The sequence below is a fragment of the Pseudomonas sp. SHLD1 genome, from assembly GCF_028640935.1.
Lineage (GTDB): Bacteria > Pseudomonadota > Gammaproteobacteria > Pseudomonadales > Pseudomonadaceae > Chryseomonas > Chryseomonas aestiva.
On sequence record NZ_JAQZAD010000001.1, the window covers coordinates 1 to 269 of the forward strand.

General features: G+C 50.2%; 1 tRNA gene. It reads left to right on the forward strand.

The window, feature by feature from the left end:
• Window positions 1–13: 13 nt before the first annotated feature.
• A tRNA-Ala gene (locus PVZ77_RS00005) sits at window positions 14–89 on the forward strand.
• Window positions 90–269: the final 180 nt, after the last annotated feature.

Consider the following 269-nt stretch of genomic DNA (forward strand, 5'->3'; position numbering starts at 1 on the left):
CCCACCAATCGATGGGGCCATAGCTCAGCTGGGAGAGCGCCTGCCTTGCACGCAGGAGGTCAGGAGTTCGATCCTCCTTGGCTCCACCATTTCCTTGGTGGCCCATGCGCGTCACCTTAGTCGACTGACTAACACGATTGCTTGAAAAGCTCAGAAGTGAGTGTTCGCCAACGCGAATCCTGACTTCTGGTCTTTGATCAGAACTGTTCTTTAAAAAATTGGGAAAGTGATAGAAGTAGACTGCATTAACTGTTTTCACTGGCAGTTAG